The following is a 17745-nucleotide window of genomic DNA, read 5'->3' as shown; positions in this document are numbered from 1 at the left end:
CTGTGCCGCCCGCATAGGGGTGTCTATCATCTTCTTTGACTCCTTTCTCGGCGCCCTGGTGCGCGAATATCCGAACTCGTTGGCGATAAAGAATGGACGCAATTATGGACCAGTCGGTCGCCGTCGTCGGAATGGCCTGCCGGTTGCCCGACGCGGCCGATCCGGAGGCGTTCTGGCGGATGCTGGCGGAGAGCCGGGACGCCGTCCGGGACGTCCCGCCCGGGCGCTGGGCGAGCGAGGAGCGGCACCCGGATCTGCCGCGCCGGGCGTGCTTCCTGGACGGGGTGGACGAGTTCGACGCGGCCTTCTTCGGCATCGCGCCCCGCGAGGCCGCCGCCATGGACCCGCAGCAGCGGCTCGCGCTGGAGCTGAGCTGGGAGGCACTGGAGGACGCGGGGATCGTCCCGGGACGGCTGGCCGGCCGCCCGGTGGCGGTGCACCTCGGCGCCATCTGGGACGACTACGCCGCGCTGACCCGCCGGGGCGGCCTCGGCGCCGTCACCGCGCACACCGTCACCGGCCTGCACCGCAGCATGATCGCCAACAGGGTGTCGTACCTGCTGCGGCTGCGCGGCCCGAGCCTCACGCTCGACTCGGGGCAGTCGTCGTCGCTCGTGGCGGTGCGGACCGCCTGCGACAGCCTCCGCCGCGGGGAGTCGGAGCTCGCGCTGGCCGGAGGCGTCAACCTCAACCTCGCCGCCGACAGCGCCCTCGGCACGGCCCGGTTCGGGGCCCTGTCGCCCGACGGCCGATGCCACGTCTTCGACGCGCGCGCCAACGGCTACGTGCGTGGGGAGGGCGGCGGGGTCGTGGTGCTCAAGCCGCTGGAACGCGCGGTCGCCGACGGAGACCGGGTGTACTGCGTGATTCGCGGTGGCGCGGTCAACAACGATGGCGGCGGCGACGGGCTGACGGTGCCCGACCAGTCCGCGCAGGAAGAGGTGCTGGCCGCCGCCTACGCGGCCGCAGGCGTGGATCCGGCGGACGTGCAGTACGTCGAGCTGCACGGGACCGGCACCCGGCTCGGCGACCCGGTCGAGGCGGCGGCACTGGGCGCGGTCATAGGGCGGTCCAGGCGGGCGGACCGGCCGCTGGCGGTCGGGTCGGCCAAGACCAACGTCGGTCACCTGGAGGGCGCGGCCGGAGTGACCGGACTGATCAAGGCGGCACTGGCGCTGTGGCACCGGCGCATTCCGGCCAGCCTCAACTACGCCGAGCCGCATCCGCGGATCCCCATGGACGAGCTGAACCTGCGGGTGGTCGGCGAGTGGCAGGACTGGCCCGACACGTACCGGCCGCTCATCGCGGGCGTCAGCTCCTTCGGCATGGGGGGCACCAACTGCCACCTGGTGCTGGAGGAAGGGCCGCGTCCACCGGAGCCCGGACCCGGCCCTCAGGAGCCGGTCCTGTTGCCGTACCTGCTGTCGGCGCGCACGTCGCAGGCACTCCGCGAGCAGGCGGCGAGGCTCGGCCGGCGGATCGAAACGATGCCTGCGGGGGAGCACGCGCTCGACCTCGCGCTCGCGCTGGCCACGACGCGGACGGCCTTCGAGCATCGTGCCGTGGTCCTCGCGCCCGCACCCGAGGTGGCCGCGGCGGGGCTGGCGGCGCTGGCGGCGGGCGAGCCCTCGGCCGCGCTCGTCGAGGGGGACCGTCCGGTCCGCGACGGCCTGAACGGGCCGGGGCCGGTCTTCCTGTTCGCGGGCCAAGGCAGCCAGCGGCCCGGAATGGGCGGCGGCCTGCGTGCGGCCTTCCCGGTCTTCGCCGCAGCCTTCGACGCGGCGTGCGGGGAACTGGACCGGCACCTTGAGCGCCCGCTCAGCGAGATCGTCCTCGCCGGCGAGGGTACCCCCGAGTCGGCGCTGCTCGACCAGACCATGTACACCCAGGCGGCCTTGTTCGCCCTGGAGACCGCCCTGTTCCGGCTGGTCGAGGACTGGGGCGTACGTCCCGCCCGGCTGCTCGGGCACTCGATCGGCGAACTCTCCGCGGCACACGCGGCGGGCGTCCTCGGCCTGCCGGACGCCGCCGTCCTCGTCGCGGCACGCGGACGGCTGATGCAGGCCCTGCCCGAGGGCGGTGCCATGGCCTCGCTGGACGGCGGTGAGGAGGAGGTGGCCGCCCTGATCGAGCCGCACCGGGGACAGGTGGACATTGCCGCGCTGAACGGCCCGGCGGCCACCGTCGTTTCCGGTGACGCGCCCGCCGTCGAAGAGATCGCGCGCCGCTGGCGGGAGGCGGGGGGCAAGGCCAAGCGGTTGCGTGTGAGCCACGCCTTCCACTCCGTCCACATGGACGCGATGCTCGGCGAGTTCGAAGCGATCGCGGCCGGGCTGGAGTTCCGGGCACCTCGGATCCCGATCGTCTCCGACGTGACCGGCGATCTGCTTCCGGCCGAGACGCTCGGTTCACCCGCGTACTGGGTCCGCCACGCCCGGGAGACCGTGCGGTTCGCGAGCGGAGTGCGCCGCCTCCTCGACGAGGGCGCCACCACCTTCCTGGAACTCGGGCCCGACGGAGTGCTCTCAGGCATGGCACGGGACTGCGCCTCCGGTGCCGAGGCCGCGTTCGTTCCCATGCTGCGCCCAGGACGCCCCGAACGAGACGAGGTCCTGCGGGCCGCGTCCGCGCTGCACGTGCGCGGTGTCGAGCCGACCTGGACGGCCGTCCTAGGCGCCGAGCCGAGCCGTCCGGTCCCGCTGCCGACCTACGCCTTCCAGCGCCGGCGCCACTGGCTCGACAACGTTCCCCAGATGCTCGGGTCAGGGGAGCCGGCTCCCGTCGAGGCCCCGGCCGGCCGGCCCGAGGCGCCGGTCACCGACGGTCGCCCCGGCGGCTGGTCCGAGAAGCTCAAGGGGCGGACGGGCGAGGAGCGCGCCCGGACGGTGCTCACCTGGGTGCGTACGCACGCCGCGGCTGTGCTCGGGCACTCGGGCGCGGACGACGTCGATCCGGTCATCTCCTTCCGCGAACTCGGCTTCGACTCCCTCAGCGGAGTCGAACTGCGCGACCGCATCGCCTCGGCGAGCGGCCTCGCGCTTCCCGCGACGCTCCTCTACGAACACCCCACGCCCCATCGGGTCGCCGACTTCATCAAGGGACAACTGGAGGACACCGGCCGGGACGGCGCTCGCGCGGATGCCGCCGTGGGCACGCCGGCGGCCGGCGAATCGCTTGCCATCATCGGCATGGCCTGCCGCTTCCCGGGGGGCGTCGGATCTCCCGAAGACCTGTGGCACATCGTCTCCAACGAGATCGACGCGATCTCCGAATTCCCCTCTGACCGGGGATGGGACCTGGAGGAACTGTTCTCGGACGACGAGGACTCGCGAGCACGCAGCTATGTGCGCCAGGGCGGCTTCCTGTACGACGCGGGGGAGTTCGACGCGGGGTTGTTCGGGATCTCGCCCCGTGAGGCGCTGGCGATGGATCCGCAGCAGCGGCTGGTGTTGGAGACGTCGTGGGAAGCCCTGGAGCGGGCGGGGATCGATCCGCTGTCGCTGCGCGGCTCGTCCACCGGCGTCTACGTCGGCACCACCTTCCAGGACTACGGCCCTCGTCTCCACGAAGGCGGTGAAGGAGTCGCAGGGCATCTGCTGACCGGCAGCACACCAAGCGTCGTGTCCGGTCGGGTGGCGTTCACGTTCGGTCTGGAGGGGCCTGCGCTGACGGTGGACACGGCGTGTTCGTCGTCGTTGGTGGCGATGCACCTGGCGGGGCGTGCGCTGCGGTCGGGCGAGTGCTCGCTGGCTCTGGCAGGCGGCGTCACCGTGATGGCGACCCCAGGGATGTTCGTCGAGTTGAGCCGTCAGGGGGCCCTGTCCCCTGACGGCCGCTGCAAGGCGTTCGGTGCCGGGGCGGACGGTGCGGGGTGGTCCGAGGGTGTGGGGATGGTGGTACTGGAGCGCCTGGAGGACGCCCGGCGCCACGGTCACCATGTGCTCGCGGTGGTACGCGGGTCGGCGACCAACCAAGATGGCGCCAGCAACGGCCTCAGCGCCCCCAGCGGCCCCGCGCAGGAGACCGTGATCGCCCATGCGCTGGCCGACGCGGGAGTGGCTCCTGACGAGGTGGATGCGGTGGAAGCGCACGGGACGGGTACGCGGCTCGGCGATCCCATCGAGGCACGCGCCCTGCTTGCGGCCTATGGGCGCGATCGCGCGGCGGAACGGCCGCTGTGGCTGGGGTCGGTGAAGTCCAATATCGGGCACACGCAGGCCGCCGCCGGCGTCGCGGGCGTCATCAAGATGGTGCAGGCACTGCGCCATCGGATGCTGCCGCGGACCCTGCACGCGGCCGAACCGACACCCCACGTGGACTGGTCGTCCGGCGCCGTGCGACCCCTGTCAGAACGAATGCCGTGGCCGGACGACGCGCGCCCGCGCCGCGTGGGGGTCTCGTCGTTCGGAATCAGCGGGACCAACGCGCACCTCATTCTCGAACAGGCGCCCGACATCCCCGGACAGGCACCCGACGCCGAGGCCGGGCGGCCGTCCGTGCGGCCCGGTGGCGGCGTCTCGAACAGGCCCGCAAAGGTGGTGCCCTGGGTGATCTCGGGCCGCGACGGGGCCGCGGTCCGCGCCCAGGCGGCGCGTCTGGCCGGGACGGCCGCGTCACTCGACATCGGCGACGCGGCGTGGTCACTGGCCCGCACCCGTGCCCTGCTGCCCGCCCGCGCCGTCGTCCTCGGGGCCGGAGCCGAGGAACTGACCGCCGGACTCCGCGCTCTCGCCAATGGCGACACGAGCGCCGAAGTGGTCTCGGGTACGGCCGTGGAGGTGGGTCGTCCGGTTCTGGTGTTTCCGGGGCAGGGGTCGCAGTGGGTGGGGATGGGGCGTGAGCTGCTGGATTCGTCGGAGGTGTTCGGGGGGTGGGTGGAGGAGTGCGAGCTCGTTCTGTCGCGGTATGTGGATTGGTCGTTGCGGGAGGTGCTGGAGCGGGCTGATGAGGCGGATCTGGCGCGTATCGAGGTTCTCCAGCCGCTGTTGTTCGCCGTGATGGTCGGAATCGCCCGAATCTGGGCTTCCCTCGGCGTCCTCCCGGGTGCGGTGGTGGGTCATTCGCAGGGTGAGGTGGCCGCCGCGTACGTCGCCGGCGCGCTTTCGCTCGACGACGCCGTACGGGTCGTGGTGTTGCGCTCGCGATTGTTCGCTCGCGCGCTTGTCGGCCACGGAGCGGTCGCCGCCATCGCGGCCGGGCGGTCCGCGGTCGAGGAGTTGATCGGGCGGTGGGGCGGGGCGCTGTCGTTGGCGGGTGCCAACGGGCCGGGCGCCACGATGGTGGCGGGTCCGGAGGACCTGCTGGATGAGCTGGTGGTGCTGTGCGGGGAGCGGGGGATCCGTGCGCGTGTCGTGGCGGGGACGGTCGCTTCGCACAGCGCGCAGGTCGATCCACTACGCGGGGAACTGCTCGACCTCCTGGAACCAGTAGCCCCGGCCGCGGGGCAGGTTCCGTTCTGCTCAACCGTCACGGGCGGGGTCATGGACACCTCGGCGCTGGGCGGGGAGTACTGGTTCGACAACGCGCGCCGTCCGGTGGATTTCGCCGGGGCGATCGGCGGCCTGCTCGCCGAGGGCCATCGGGCCTTCATCGAGTGCAGCCCGCACCCCATCCTGGTCCCCAACATCGCCGAGATCGCCGACGAGGCCGATGTCCCGGTCGTGGCCACCGGTTCGCTGCGCCGCGAGGAGGGCGGCCTCGCCCGGCTGCTGCGCTCGGCCGCCGAGGGCTTCGTGCGGGGCGTCGCGGTGGACTGGGCGGCGCTCGTGCCCGGCGGTGCGGCCACGGACCTGCCGACCTACGCGTTCCAGCGCCGGCGCTACTGGCTCGCGCCGGCCGGGCGCCCGCTGCGCGACGCGCCCGGAGAGGGCGTCGAGGTGGCGGGTCATCCGCTGCTCGGCCTGGTGATCAGGCAGGCGGGAAACGGCCCGGTCACCCTCACGGGGCGGCTGTCGCTCACCTCCCATCCCTGGCTGGCCGACCACGCCGTCCACGGAACGGTCCTGCTGCCGGGCGCCGCCTACGTCGAGCTGGCCGTCCGGGCGGCGGACGCGGTGGGGCTCTGCGAGATCGCCGACCTGGTCCTGGAATCGCCGCTGGAGATGCCGGCAGGGCAGGACGCGTACGTGCAGGTGGTGGTCGAGGCACCGGACGAAGCGGGCTGCCGGGAGGTGCGAGTCCACTCCCGGACCTCGCCCGACGCGCCGTGGACACGGCATGCGACCGCCGTCCTCACGGGAGCGCCGTCGGAGCCCGCGGGACGCGAGCCCGGGGCGTGGCCGCCGCCGAACGCCGCACCGATCGACCTCGACGGCTTCTACGACGGGCTCGCCGAGATCGGCTACGAGTACGGCGCGGCGTTCCAGGGGCTGCGCGCGGCATGGCGGGCCGGCCGCGACGTCTTCGCCGAAGTGGCCCTTCCGGCGGACGTGCGCTCTGACGCGGGACGGTTCGCCCTCCATCCCGCCCTCCTCGACGCCGGGCTGCATGCCGTCGTCGGGCTGAGCGACGTCGCGGCCGACCACCGGGTCTGGCTGCCGTTCGCCTGGGAGGGCGTGTCGCTCAGCGCCGACGGCGCGGCGGCGCTACGGGTGCACGTGGCCCCGGCCGGCGACGACGGGGTGTCCCTGGCGATGTCCGACGAGGAAGGACGGCCTGTCGCGCGCGTGGCCGCGCTGCGGCTGAGGCCGATGCCGCGGTCCGGCCCTTCCGCCGCCCAGGCGCCGGCCCGGCGCGACCTCTACACGCTCGCCTGGTCGCCGCTGCACCTGACCGCGTCCGGCGGCACCGGACCGAGGACCGTCCTGGTGAGCGAGCCAGGTGAGGACGCGGATGCCGCGGCTGTTGCGCGCGCCGTGCGTACGGCGACCGCTCGCGTGCTGTCCGCCCTCACCGAGCCGCCGCCCGCCGGAGACCCCGGGACGGTCGTCGTGATCACCACGGGCGGTGTGCCGGGTGCCGCGGCCGGGGGCCTCGTCGCCTCGGCCCAGGCCGAGGATCCCGGCCGGTTCGTCCTGGTGGACACCGACGACCCCGGCTCGGCCGGGCCGCTGCTGCCGGCGATCCTCGCCACCGGTGAGCCGCGGGTGCGCGTTCGCGGCGGTGCGGTCTCGGTGCCCCGGCTGGTCCGCGCCGAGCCCGCGGCCGGGCCGCCTCCGGAACTCGGCCCCGACGACGCCGTCCTCATCACGGGCGGGACGGGGACCCTCGGCGCCGCCGTCGCCCGACACCTCGTGGCCCGCCACGGTGTGCGGCGGGTGCTGCTGGCGAGTCGCCGGGGCATCGACGCGCCCGGCGCGCGCGAGCTCGCCGCGGAGCTGACCGGCATGGGCGCCCGGCCCTGGATCAGGGCCTGCGACGTGAGCGACCGCGCGGCGCTCGCGCGGCTCGTCGCCGAGATCGAGCAGGACGGTCCGCTGCGCGGTGTGGTGCACGCCGCGGGCGCACTCGACGACGGGCTGATCGGGTCCTTGACCCCCGGGCGCCTCGACCGCGTCCTGCGTCCCAAAGTGGAAGCCGCCCTTCACCTGGACGAACTGACCAGGGACCTCGACCTGTCGATGTTCGTGCTCTTCTCCTCGGTCGCGGGTGTGCTCGGGAACCCGGGCCAGGGCAACTACGCCGCCGCCAACGCAGCCCTCGACGCGATCGCCGAGCGGCGCCGTGCGCGCGGCCTGCCCGCCACCTCGCTGGCCTGGGGCCTGTGGGAGGAGCGCAGCGGCATGACCGGGCACCTTGCCGACAGGGACCTGTCCTGGCTGGGACGCGCGGGAGTCCTCCCGCTGCCCACCGGCGACGGTCTGCGGCTGCTGGACGCCGCCCTCGCCCGCGACGACGCGTTCCTGGTCGCGGCGCGACTGAGCACCGCCGCGGTACGCGCCCGCGTCGCCGACGGTACGGTCGCGGCACCCCTGCGGGACCTGGCGGGGGCGCCCGCCCGCCGCCGGGCCGCCACCGCGGCCGCCGACCTGCCCGGCACCGCACCGGACTCGCCGCTCGCCCGCCTCGCGAACCTTCCGCCGCGCGAGCGGGAGCGGGAGCTGGCCGACCTGGTGCGGTCCTTGACCGCCGAGGTCCTCGGGCACGAGTCCTCCGACGCCGTCCCGGACGAGCACGCCTTCAAGGAACTCGGATTCGACTCGCTCACCGGAGTGGAACTCCGTAACCGCCTGTCGGCCGCGACCGGTGTCAGGCTGCCGGTGACGCTGGTGTTCGACCACCCGACGCCGAAGGCGGTGGCCCGGCTCCTCCACGCGACACTGGACGGCGCGCCCGGCGATGCCGGAGTCCCGGCGGCCGCCGGCCTCGCCCCGCGTCCGCCGTCCGCCGAGCCGATCGCCGTCATCGGGATGGCGTGCCGCTATCCCGGCGGGGTGTGCTCGCCGGAGGATCTGTGGGACCTGGTCGCCGCGGGCCGCGACGCCGTGTCCGCCTTCCCCGGCGACCGTGGATGGGATCTCGACGCCCTCTACCACCCCGACCCCGACCATCCGGGCACCAGTTACGCCAGAGAGGGCGGCTTCCTTGACGGCGCGGCGGACTTCGATCCCGGCTTCTTCGGCATCCCGCCCCGCGAGGCGCTCGCGATCGACCCTCAGCAGCGGCTCCTGCTGGAGACGTCGTGGGAGGCGATAGAGCGGGCCGGGATCGACCCTCGCTCTCTCGCGGGAAGCAGGACCGGGGTGTTCGCCGGGCTGATGTACCACGACTACGTCTCGCGCCTCGGTGAGGTGCCCGGTGCCGTCGAGGGCTACTTGACCACCGGCGCCCAGGGCAGCGTGGTGTCGGGCCGGGTCGCATACACCCTGGGCCTGGAGGGGCCCGCGGTCACGCTCGACACCGCCTGCTCGTCCTCCCTGGTGGCACTGCACCTGGCCGGCCAGGCTCTGCGCTCCGGAGAGTGCTCACTGGCCCTCGCGGGCGGGGTCACCGTCATGGCCACCCCCGGAATGTTCGTCCAGTTCAGCCGGCAGCGCGGGCTCGCGCCCGACGGGCGCTGCAAGTCGTTCGCCGCCGCCGCGGACGGCGCGGGCTGGTCCGAGGGCGTCGGGATCGTCCTCGTCGAACGTCTCTCCGATGCCTTCCGCAACGACCACCCGGTGCTTGCGGTCATCCGCGGCTCGGCGACCAACCAGGACGGGGCCAGCAACGGCATCAGCGCCCCGAGCGGCCCTTCGCAGCGGCGGGTCATCCAGCAGGCGCTCGCCGCGGCCGGGCTCGCCTCCGCCGACATCGACGCGGTCGAGGCGCACGGCACCGGCACCACCCTCGGGGACCCGATCGAGGCGCAGGCCGTCCTGGACGTCTACGGCCCGGACCGGCCGCGGGACCGGCCGCTGTGGCTGGGCTCGGTGAAGTCCAACCTCGGCCACCCGCAGGCCGCGGCCGGGATCGCGGGCGTGATCAAGATGGTGATGGCGCTGCGCCGCGGACTGCTTCCGCGGACCATCCATGTGGACCGGCCGACCCCGCACGTGGACTGGTCGTCGGGCGCGGTGCGGCTGCTGACCGAACCGGTCCCCTGGGAACCCGGCGGACGGACGCGCCGGGCGGGCGTGTCCTCCTTCGGCATCAGCGGTACCAACGCCCACGTCGTCTTGGAGGAGGCGCCCGAAGCCCGACCCGCGGACAACGCCGGCGACGCCGACGACGCCGCCTCGGGCCCGTCGCTGGTGCCCTGGACCATCTCGGGACAGGGCGTCGGCGGGCTGCGGGCGCAGGCCGGCCGCCTCGGCGAATTCCTCCAGGCCGGGGGCGTGGACGCCTCCTTGGCCGACGTCGGCAAGGCACTCGCGACGGGCCGGGCCGCCCTGACGCACCGCGCGGTCATCCTCGCCGAGGACCGCACCGCGGCCGAGACCGCGCTCGCGGCGCTCGCCGCGGGGCGGCCCGGCCCGGACGTCGTCACCGGCAACGCTCGTACGCACGGACGGCTCGCGTACCTGTTCTCCGGCCAAGGATCCCAGCGGCAGGGCATGGGACGCGAATGGCACCGGGAGCACCCCGTCTTCGCGGCCGCGTTCGACGAGGTGTGCGCGGGCGTCTCCGAACGGCTCGGCCAGAACGTCAAGGACGTCGTGTTCGACACCGACGACGAGACCGGGCTGCTGGACCGGACCGTCTTCACCCAGGCGGGGCTGTTCGCGCTGGAGGTCGCGCTCCACCGGTTCCTGGAAAGCGCGGGCCTGGTCCCCGACGCGGTGACCGGACACTCCATCGGCGAGGTCGCCGCCGCGCACGTCGCGGGAGTCCTGAGCCTGGAGGACGCGTGCGCCTTGGTCGCGGCGCGGGGACGGCTCATGCAGGAGCTGCCGCCCGGCGGTGCGATGGTCTCCCTGCGGATGAGCGAGCGGGATGTGCTGGACCTGATCGGGGAGCGCTCCGGGCGTGTGTCGATCGCCGCGGTGAACGGCCCGTCCGCGGTCGTGGTGTCCGGGGAGGAGGACGCCGTCGCCGAGGTCGAGGCCGAAGCGGCCGCCTCCGGCCGCAAGACCAGGAGGCTGCGCGTCGGCCACGCCTTCCACTCCCACCGCATGGAACCCATGCTGGAGCGGTTCGCCGAGGTGGCCGCCTCCTTGAGCTACGGCGACCCTGCCATCCCCATCGTCACAACGTCCGACGGCGACGTCCGCGACCCCGGGTACTGGGTGCGCCAGGTGCGCGCGCCGGTGCGGTTCGCCGACGCAATGCGCGCCCTAGAAGCCCGAGGCGTCCGGGAGTATCTGGAGTTGGGACCCGACGCGGTGCTGAGTGCGCTCGGGCCGGACTGCCTGCTGCGACCGGAGGAGGCCGTCCTCTTCCCGACCGGGCGTGCCGACCGGCCGGCCGACCGCACCCTGGCGTCCGCCGTGGCCGCCGCCCATGTCCGAGGCCACGACGTCGACTGGGCCGCGTTCCTGCCCGCAGGGCCGGTGCGGCGGGTCGACCTCCCCACCTATGCCTTCCAGCGGCGGCGCCTCTGGCTGGAGGCGGCACCCGGCGCGGACCGCGGCGGGCCGGGCGAACGGATCGACGGGCACGCTCTGCTGGCCTCGCGGATGACGCATGCCGGCTCGGGCGAGACGGTGATCACTGGCGGCCTGTCCGTCCGGGAGCACCCTTGGCTCTCCGACCATGCCGTGCTCGGGACCGTCCTGGTCCCAGGCGCGGCGCTGGCCGACCTGGCCCGGCGTGCCGGGGAGGAGACCGGGCGCCCACGCCTTGCCGAACTGGTCCTCGAACACCCGTTGACGCTCCCGGGGGGCCGAGGGATCCGGCTCCAGATCGTCGTCGGCGAGGAGGACGAGTCCGGCGACGCCCCGATCGCCGTCTACGGACGTCCGGCCGATGGCGACGCCGCGTGGACGCGCCATGCCCAGGGCATGGTGGGGCGCGATGAGGGCGCCCTGCCGGAGCGGCTCGACGACTGGCCTCCGGCCGACGCCGAGCCATTGAACCTGGACGGGTTCTACGAGGAGGCGGCCGCCGCCGGATACGACTACGGCCCGGCGTTCCGCGGGCTCACCGCCGCGTGGCGCCACGGCGACGACCTGTACGCCGAGGCTGCCCTGCCAGGCGATCAGGATCCCGGAGGTTTCGGCGTGCACCCGGCGCTCTTGGACGCCTCCCTGCATCTGCTCGTGCGTGCCGAACCAGGAACGGCGCCCCGACTCCCGTTCGCCTGGCACGGCCTGACGCTGCACGCGCTGGGGGCGACGGCGCTGCGCGTGCGCCTGACGCGCACGGGCCCGGACAGCGTCCGGGTACTGCTGACCGATCCGGCCGGCGAGCCGGTTCTCGCCGTGGAGTCCCTCTCGCTTCGGGAGGCCCCGCCCGGCGAGTTCGCGGCCACATCGACGGGTGAGGGCGCGGCGCTGTTCCGCGAGGAGTGGGCTCTGCTGCCGCCGGCGCCGGCAGAGAAGGCAGAGACGGCGGAGCGTGGGACCGCGTTCGGGCCTGATGAGTGGCCCGACCCGGCGGAACTGGGGGGCGATATCGGTGGGAGCGCCGGCACCGGCGTCGCGGTACTGCTCGCCGATCGCGCCGGAGCCTCGGACCTTCCCGAGGCCGTACAGGCGACCACGGCCGAGGTCCTTGCGCTGCTGCAGGGATGGCTGGCGGAGGACCGGTTGTCCGGGGTCCCTCTGACGCTGGTCTCCCGCCGGGCCGTCGCCACCGGGCCGCAAGAGCCCGCCGAGGACCTGGCCGCCGCGGCGGCCTGGGGACTGGTGAAGTCCGCCCAGGCCGAGAACCCCGGACGCTTCGTCCTGGTCGACAGCGGCGAACGGGACGAGGCCGCCGCCCTCGCCGATGCCGCGCGCGCGGCCTCCCATCCCGGCGAACCCTGCCTCGCGGTCCGCGAAGGCGGCGTGCGGGCGCCGCGTCTCATCCGCGCCGAAACAGGGGAGCGGCTCGAACTGCCCCGGGACACGGGCTGGCACCTGGCACCGGTCGAGCCGGGCTCACCGTCCGGCGTGCGTCCGACGGTGTCGGAGCGCACCGGCCGACCGCTCGGGCCCGGCGAGGTGCGAGTGGCCGTCCGCGCGGCCGGTCTGAACTTCCGCGATGTCATGATCGCCCTGGGGGTCTACCCGGGCTCCGCCGCGCTCGGCAGCGAGGGCGCCGGAACAGTGGTGGACGTCGGTGCCGGCGTGACCGGGATCGCCCCGGGCGACCGCGTCATGGGTCTGCTGGACGAGGGGTTCGCGCCCGTCGCGGTGACCGACCACCGGCTGCTCGTGCCCATCCCGGACGGCTGGTCGTTCGAGCGGGCCGCCGCGGTGCCCGTGGCGTTCATGACCGCCTACTACGGCCTGCGCGATCTGGGGGGCCTGCATGAGGGAGAGCGCGTCCTGGTGCACGCCGCCGCCGGCGGGGTGGGGACGGCCGCCGTCCGGCTCGCCCGGCATTGGGGGGCCGAGGTGTACGGCACCGCAGGCCCGGGCAAGCAGGGGGTTCTCGCCGGGCTCGGCCTGGACGCCGCGCACCGCGCGTCCTCCCGCGACCTGTCCTTCGCGCGGGAGTTCGCCCCGGCGGACATGGACGTAGTGCTCAACTCTCTCGCGGGCGAGTTCGTGGACGCCTCGATGGGACTGCTCGGGCCCGGGGGCCGGTTCGTGGAGATGGGCAAGACCGATCTGCGCGACCCGTCCGAAGCGGCCGCATTCCGCCCGGATGCGACCTACCGCGCCTTCGACCTGCGCGATGCGTCTCCGGAACGACTCGGCGAGATCCTGGCCGAGGTCGTGGATCTGCTGGAGCGGGGGACGCTGCGCCCGCCTCCCGTCGAGGTCCACGACCTGCGTGCCGCACCGGAGGTGATGCGGCACATGGGACGCGGCGGACACGTAGGCAAGATCGTGTTCACCGTGCCGCGGCGGCCCGATCCCGCGGGCACGGTCCTGATCACCGGCGGCACCGGCGCCCTCGGCGGCCGGGTCGCCCGCCACCTGGTGACACGGTACGGTGCGCGCAACCTCCTGCTCGCCGGCCGGCGCGGGCCGGACGCCGAGGGCGCGGTGGAACTGGCGGACGCCCTGCGGGCCCTCGGTGCCTCGGTGACGGTGCGGGCCTGCGACGTCGGAGACCGCGACGCCCTGGCCGGGCTGTTGTCGGAGATTCCCGGAGACCGCCCGCTCACCGCGGTCGTCCATGCGGCGGGCGTCCTCGACGACGGGGTGGTGGCCTCCCTCACCCCGCCGCGCCTGGCCCGGGTGCTCGGCCCGAAGGCCGGTGCGGCGCTGCATCTGGACGCGCTGACCCGCGGGCTGGACCTCACCGCCTTCGTGGTGTTCTCCTCCGTCGCCGGCGTGCTGGGAACACCAGGCCAGGGCAACTACGCGGCGGCCAACCGCGTGCTCGACGCCCTCGCCACGCGCCGCCGTGCCGAGGGGCTCCCGGCGGTCTCTCTGGCATGGGGGCTATGGGAGCACGGCAGCGGGATGACCGCCGACCTCGACCACGCCGACCGTGACCGGATGGGGCGACTGGGCATCCGGCCGATGCCGTCGGCCGAGGCGCTCGCCCTGTTCGATCATGCCCTGGAACGGGAGGACGCCGTCCTCGTCCCAGCGCACCTCGCGCCCTGGCGGGCAGGTGAGGGGACGCAGGCTCCGCTCCGCCGTGCCGCCGGCGGCTCGGTGCGAAGTAGCGCGTCCGGGTCCCTTGCCCGGCGGTTGGCGGACCTTCCGCCCCAGCGGATGCGGGAGGTCATGGTGCGGGAGGTCCGGGAGTGCCTTGCCGCCGTTCTCGGTCACGCGTCCGCGGATGCTGTCGACGCCGAGGCCAGCTTCAAGGAGCTGGGCGTGGACTCCCTCGGCGCGGTCGAGCTGCGCAACGCGCTGAGCGCCGCGGCGGGCACCCGGCTGCCCGCGACGCTGGTGTTCGACCATCCGACCGCGACCGCGCTGGCCGAACACCTTTGCCAGACGCTGGCGCCGAGCGCCCCGTCCGCGGCCGACGCGGTCCTCAGCGGCCTGGACCGGCTGGCGGAGGCGATGGCGCGCGCCGGTTCCAGGGCCGCGGAGGAGGAGCGCGCCATGATCTCGGCCCGGCTGGAGCGGCTGCTGGAGGAATGGCGGGCGCGGTCCGCACCCGAGGGCGCCGCGGAGGTTCACGACGACGGCGTAGGGGAGCGGCTCGCGGCCGCCTCCTCCACCGAAGTGCTGGATTTCGTCCGCAACGAACTCGGCCTGTAAGCGGCCCGAGGGCGGTGCTCCGTGCCCCCAGTTCTCGGCGTGCCGCCCCCTATAAACCCAGTGGCGCCTTGCCCTGTTTCAGGCCCGATGCGACCTTCGACCGTAACGACCGTGCACCATTCTCAGGGACGGAAAATGCGGGAGATTCTGCAAGCGATCGAACAGCGTGCTCCAGCCCTGGAATGGGAGGGCATCGCGGTGCCCGACTCCTATCGCGCGCTGACCGTGCACAAGAGCGAGGTCGGAGTCTTCGAGGGGATCCCGGTCGAAGACCGGGACCCGCGCGATTCATTGCACGTGCACGACGTCGACGTCCCGGAACTGGGGATCGGCGAGGCGTTGATCGCCGTCATGGCGAGCTCGGTCAACTACAACACCGTGTGGTCCGCCCTCTTCGAGCCCATTCCGACGTTCGAGTTCCTGCAGCGATACGGCCGCCGCTCCCCGCTCGCCGCCCGTCACGACCTGCCTTACCACGTGCTCGGCTCGGACCTGTCGGGGGTCGTTCTGCGGGTCGGCCCCGGTGTCACCCGCTGGCGTCCGGGGGACCGGGTCGTGGCGCACTGCCTGTCGGTCGAGCTGGAGGAGCCCGAGGGGCACGACGACGCGATGCTCGACCCCGAGCAGCGGATCTGGGGCTTCGAGACCAACTTCGGCGGACTCGCCGAACTGGCCCTGGTCCGGGCCAACCAGCTCATGCCCAAGGCGGAGCACCTGACGTGGGAGGAGGCAGCGGCCCCGGGGCTGGTGCACTCCACCGCCTACCGGCAACTGGTCTCGCGCAACGGCGCGGATATGAAGCAGGGCGACGTCGTGCTGGTCTGGGGGGCCTGCGGCGGACTCGGCTCCTACGCCACCCAGCTCGCCCTGCGGGGCGGCGCGGATCCCGTCTGCGTGGTCTCCTCGCCGGAGAAGCGCGACATCTGCCTGTCGATGGGCGCCGAGCTGGTGCTGGATCGGTCGGCCGAGGGATTCCAGTTCTGGCAGGATCGCGGGGTCCCCAACCGCAAGGAGTGGCGGCGTTTCGGCGGCGCCATCCGGGAGCTGACCGGCGGTCTGGACCCCGACGTGGTGTTCGAGCATCCGGGGCGGGAGACCTTCGCAGCGAGCGTGTACGTCGCCCGCCGGGGCGGGACGATCGTGACCTGCGCCTCCACGAGCGGCTACGACCACTACTTCGACAACCGCTATCTCTGGATGAACCTCAAGCGGATCATCGGGTCGCACTTCGCCAACTACCAGGAGGCGTGGCGGGCCAACGAGCTGGTCCGTCGGGGGCGGGTGCACCCGACCCTGTCACGCAGCTACCCGCTCGCCGATGCCGCCCAGGCCGTGCGCGACGTGCAGCGCAACACCCACCAGGGAAAGATCGGCATTCTCTGCCTCGCCCCGCGGGAGGGGCTCGGCGTGACCGACCCGGAAATGCGGGAGAGGCATGCCGCCAAGATCGACCTCTTCCGCTGACCGCGCGGAGCCCTCCGTCCGCCGAAGGTGGTGGCAGCCATGAGCACGTCCGCAGAGGTGGCGGACCGCTGGTTCCGGCGGTTCCCCGCGTCCCCCGCACCCGCTGTGCCCGCGCGCCCCCGTCTCGTCTGCTTCCCACACGCCGGCGGCTCGGCGAGCTTCTACCACCCGTTCGCCCGCGAGCTCGCCGGCGCCTGCGAGGTCGTCGCCGTCCAGTACCCGGGACGCCAGGACCGGCGGGCCGAGGCCCCGTGCACGGACCTGGAGTCCCTCGCCGGGCTCGTCCACGAGGTGCTGCCGCGGGAACCGGGACGGCCGCTGGCGCTGTTCGGGCACAGCATGGGCGCCGTGCTCGCCTATGAGGTGGCACGGAGGCTCGAAGGGGAGGGGACGGATCCGGCCGTGCTCATCGTCTCCGGGCGCCGGGCGCCGTCCACGCACCGCCACGAAGACGTGCACCGCCGCTCCGACGACGCGCTGCTCGCCGAGGTGGCCGGGCTGAGCGGGACCAGTGCCGCCCTGCTGGAGGACGAGGAACTGCGGCGCATGATCCTTCCCGCGCTGCGCGCCGACTACCGGGCGATCGAGACCTACCGGCACCGTCCCGGCCCGCCGCTGGCCTGCCCGGTGAGCGTGCTGACGGGTGACCGCGACCCCCGCGTCTCCACCGCGGAGGCCGAAGCATGGCGCGCCCACACCGGCGGCGGCTTCCGGATGCGCACCCTGCCCGGCGGCCACTTCTACCTGAGCGAGCGCCGCGCCGAGGTCGCCGCCGCCATCGCCGCCGATCTGGCGGGCTTCGCGGCCGACCGCTGAGCCGGCCCGGCGGCGGTTCGCCCCTGAGCACCTGGCCAGAATGCTGGACGAGTGTATAGGGATCTAGTACGTTGATATGGACAACTGATCATGTGTTAAGGAAGCTGTATATGAGTTCAGTCCCGCCCGCGGAACGTCCTGCCGATGCCGACCTGACCGCGCGGGCGCGGATCAGGGACGCCGCGCTGCTGCAGTTCGCCGAGCGCGGCGCCAAAGAGGCGACGATCAGGGACATCGCCGAGGCCGCGGGCGTGTCGTCCGGACTCGTCCAGTACCACTACAAGAGCAAGGAGGCGTTGCGGGAGGCGTGCGACGAGTACGCCTTCGACTTCTTCCGGAGGACCAAGGACGAGGCCCACGCCAAAGGCCAGTTCGCGGACCCCAACTTCCTGTCCATCGCCTTCCGGACCAGCATGCCGGTGCTGCGCTACCTGGCCCGTGCGCTGGTCGACGACTCCCCGTCCTCAGCGCAGCTCTTCGACGAGCTGGTCGACTACACCAAGGACGCGCTCTGGGCGGGCATGCCCGGCGTCATCGCTCCCCCGGACCATGACCGCGAGGGCCTTTCGGCCGTGCTGACCGCCATGCAGCTCGGCGTCATCGTCCTGCACACCCACCTGTCGCGCACGCTGGGCACCGAGACCTTCAGCCCCGAGACCTACCCCCGCCTGGTCCTGGCGTTGCTCGACATCCACTCGCACGCGCTCGTCAGCCCGGAGACGGCCGCCGAGGCCCGCGCCGGACTCGAACGTTTCCTAGCAGGTCCCCCCACCGCAGAGGAGTAACGGCA

General features: G+C 73.6%; 4 protein-coding genes. All 4 read left to right on the top strand.

Annotation, left to right across the window (positions count from 1 at the left end; genetic code table 11):
- The first annotated feature begins 104 nt into the window (after positions 1-104).
- The 4 genes from ABWI07_RS36405 (at position 105) to ABWI07_RS36390 (ending at position 17740) form a co-directional block, all read left to right on the top strand.
- Entirely contained in the window at positions 105-14675 is a 14571-nt protein-coding gene (locus tag ABWI07_RS36405; protein WP_353821338.1) for an SDR family NAD(P)-dependent oxidoreductase, read from the top strand.
- 135 nt (positions 14676-14810) lie between these two features.
- Positions 14811-16139, top strand: a complete 1329-nt coding sequence (gene ccrA / locus ABWI07_RS36400) for a crotonyl-CoA carboxylase/reductase (RefSeq protein WP_149256770.1) — start codon at positions 14811-14813, stop codon at positions 16137-16139.
- Between the two features lie 39 nt (positions 16140-16178).
- Positions 16179-16955, top strand: coding sequence for a thioesterase II family protein (locus ABWI07_RS36395; RefSeq protein WP_353821337.1), 777 nt, complete (start codon positions 16179-16181; stop codon positions 16953-16955).
- A 110-nt stretch (positions 16956-17065) separates the two neighbouring features.
- Positions 17066-17740, top strand: a complete 675-nt coding sequence (locus ABWI07_RS36390; RefSeq protein WP_235036474.1) for a TetR/AcrR family transcriptional regulator — start codon at positions 17066-17068, stop codon at positions 17738-17740.
- The last annotated feature ends 5 nt before the right edge of the window (positions 17741-17745 follow it).

This window comes from Actinomadura sp. NPDC000600 (assembly GCF_040492135.1).
GTDB lineage: Bacteria > Actinomycetota > Actinomycetes > Streptosporangiales > Streptosporangiaceae > Spirillospora.
The sequence above is the reverse complement of the archived record's forward strand: the minus strand, read 5'-3'. Positions and strand labels throughout refer to the sequence as shown.